2 protein-coding genes and 1 rRNA gene are annotated in these 3047 nt (G+C 67.1%); 1 reads left to right on the forward strand and 2 read right to left on the reverse strand.

The window, feature by feature from the left end; translation table 11 throughout:
- Window positions 1-100: ribosomal RNA gene (gene rrf / locus D0D37_RS46125) — 5S ribosomal RNA — on the forward strand; the annotation flags it as partial.
- A 536-nt stretch (window positions 101-636) separates the two neighbouring features.
- Here rrf and D0D37_RS46130 read toward each other — a convergent pair.
- Both D0D37_RS46130 and D0D37_RS46135 read right to left on the reverse strand, forming a co-directional pair.
- Window positions 637-1836: a L,D-transpeptidase family protein gene (locus tag D0D37_RS46130; RefSeq protein WP_116206872.1), complete on the reverse strand. Its 1200-nt coding sequence runs from the start codon at window positions 1834-1836 to the stop codon at window positions 637-639.
- 135 nt (window positions 1837-1971) lie between these two features.
- Complete coding sequence (locus D0D37_RS46135) at window positions 1972-2841, reverse strand: patatin-like phospholipase family protein (protein WP_116206873.1); 870 nt, start codon at window positions 2839-2841, stop codon at window positions 1972-1974.
- Window positions 2842-3047 lie beyond the last annotated feature (206 nt).

The raw sequence follows: 3047 nt of genomic DNA on the forward strand, positions 1-3047 counted from the left end.
CAGGGAAACGCCCGGTCCCATTCCGAACCCGGAAGCTAAGCCTGACTGCGCCGATGGTACTGCAACCGAAGGGTTGTGGGAGAGTAGGACACCGCCGAACTTACTTTGAGAAGTCTGGGCCCCGGTCCGAGAACCCTCGCGGTTCTCCCGGGGCCCAGACTCATTTCCAAGCCCACAAGCGAAAGGCCCGAACCCGGCACAGGGTTCGGGCCTTCGTCATGTCCAAGCTATCTCTGGCGGCCTGGCAGGGCCGTCAGCGGCATGAGGGGCTATCTCCACTGCGGCCTGCTCCGTGTTGCCTGCGGGGCGATACAGCGGAGCGGAGGCGGATGAGCTAGCAGGTTGGGGCCGCGGGATCTCCCAGCTGTCTGGTGCAGGCGCTCTATGGCACAACGGGTGAGTGCACGACGGGGCGATGCGAGGAGGGCGCAGCCAGTAGCGCCGGCGACAGGGAACAGCTGTCCGCGGCGGACTTCTTGGTCTCGCCGCCCGGCCCGCGGCGACCCTGCTCGGATCTGAAGCCCGCGTCGATCCCGTTTCCGGGCAACGAAAAAGGTGCCGGAGCGCGAAGCTCCGGCACCTTTCTGTCGAACCGCTGAGTCGAACCGAACCCGGTCCCCGTTCCGGCCGCTGGCCTTACTGGGCGGAGCCCTTCTGCCAGTCGGTCCAGGACTTGGACCAGTCGCCGTACAGGTCCCACACCGGGAGCTGCGGGCCGCCCGAGTTGGTGACCTCCACGACGTCGCCGAGGCCGAAGTTGTTGAAGAACCACTCGGCGTTGGCGGCGTTGAGGTTGATGCAGCCGTGCGAGACGTTCGAGTTGCCCTGCTGCCCGACGCTGTGCGGGTTCTCGTGGACGAACTCGCCGTCGTTCGAGATGCGTTCGGAGAACTTCTCGTCCGAGCGGTATGCCTTCGGGTCCGGCGGGCACACGCCGTACGTGCAGGAGTCCATCGTGTAGTTCGCCTGCTTGTCGGAGACGACGTGCGGGCCGAGGTGCGTGGGCGTCGCGTCCTTGCCCATCGAGATCGGCATCGACTTCACCATCGAACCGTTGTGGAAGATCTGCATCTGCTCGCTGTTGCCGTCGGCTTTGGCAATCCACGAATCGTGCACCTTGTACGTTTCGGTGCGATCGTCCGCTCCGTACACGCCATTTCCGAAATCGACGCCGTAAATCTTCGCGTTGACCGTCAGCGTGGTGCCCGGCTTCCAGTATTCCTTGGGCCGGTAGTGGACGTTCTTGTCGTCCATCCAATACCAGCTGCCTTCTTGCTTCGGCGAGGACTCGACCGTGAGCGCCTTCTCCACGGCCGCCTTGTTCTTCACCGCGACGCCGAAGCTGAACACGATCGGCTGCCCCACGCCGACGCCGGTGCTCTTCACCGCGCCCGGAGCCGGGATCAGGTTCGCGTTCGCCTGCTTCTTCGGCGACAGCGTGGTCACCTGGCCCTGCTGCTCGACGGATTTCCCGTCCGCGCTTTGGGCGTGCGCCTTCACCTGGTAGGTGCCGCCGTAGCCGAGGACCTCGGTGGTCGTCCAGCTGAGCTTGTCCGGCGCGAACTCGCCCGCGACGGGTTTGCCCTTGGAGCTCGTGACCGTGACGTCCGTGAGCTTCCCGTTCGCCGCCTTCACGACGATGGGCGTGCTCGGGCTGATGCCGGACGCGTTGGCCGGTTCGATCGACACCGAAGCCGGTGTCGCGGTCTGGCTGGACCCGCCCGGCGCACCGGGCGTGCCAGCGGAATTGCCGCCGTCCCCGGAGGAACAAGCGGAAAGCAGCAGGGTCGCCGCGAGAATTCCGGCAACCGGAAAAAATGTCTTCTTCGGGAACATTATGTCTCTTTTGTGAGGGTCGCGGACCGGCAGGGTTCAACTGCAAAACTACGCGATCGGAAAGACGCTCCGACCGGCGCATCGGTGCATTGGGGTGACGCGGATCACGGTCGTGAATTCCGGCCGTCGAGCCGATCAGGGTCGCAGCAATCCAGGGGCGCCGTAAAGGCCGGGGCCGTCGACGGTGAGTTCTTTCAGGTGGTCCCGGGCGGCGTGGTAGGCCTGCGACGCGAGGTCGTCGGTGCGCGAGAAGTCCAGCGGGCTCACTTGAACCGGCGCCGGACCCGGCAGGTAGACCACCGGCGCCTGCCGGGCGGCGACCGGAGCTTCCAGGACGGCCTGGTTGCGCATGCTGATCATCGCGGTGAACATCATGACCTCGGCGAACGTCCGGGGCGCGCCGGGCATTTTGCCGGGAAACGCGCAGTCGAGGACGACCAGCGATTTCGCGCCCATGCGCAGTGCTTGGCGCATCGGGACGTTGGCGACCAGGCCGCCGTCGTAGAGGAGACGGTCCTCGTACGGCACCGGCGGGTAGATGCCCGGGATCGCGCAGCTCGCCAGGAGAGGCGCCTGCAGCGGGCCCGAGGTGATCAGGACCGGCTCGGCGGTGTCGACGTCGGTGGTGACGACGCCCAGCGGCAGCGCCAGATCCTCGAACCGGCGGCCGGCGCCGAGGTGATCGTCGACGATTTTGGCGAGGCCGGAGTTGGGGAAGAGGTGGGTTTTGCTGTGCCGGAGAGTCCGGACCTGGCTGAGCACGCCGCCGGGGAAGGCCTCGGCTTTGGTCATGTGCGCCCAGATGTCGCGAAGCCGCCCGAGCCGGTCGCCGCCGGCCAGGGAGAGCACCGCGGCGTTCAGCGAACCGACGGACGTGCCGACTGCCAGATCCGGCGTGATGCCCGCTTCGTCCAGGGCTTGGAGCATGCCCACTTGCAGCGCGCCGAGGCTGCCGCCCCCGCCGAGAACGAACGCGACCGGCTTCGGGAGGTCTAGTGCCTGCATACGGTCGAATCTAATCAGCGGAAGGGTTCCCGGGTGGGTGACTTCGCGGCTGGGGCGAGGGTTGGGTGAGTGAGGTTCGCCGCTCTGCCGCGTGGGCGGGATGGCTGGTGCGGGGCGGGTGGGGCAACCCGGGTTTGCTCCACCCCGGAGGCCCGGGAGAGGGGAGGTCGGGGGGCGGCGGTCGGGCGCGCGCAGGCGGTGCCTGG

This window comes from Amycolatopsis circi (assembly GCF_003385235.1).
GTDB classification, from domain to species: Bacteria; Actinomycetota; Actinomycetes; order Mycobacteriales; family Pseudonocardiaceae; genus Amycolatopsis; species Amycolatopsis circi.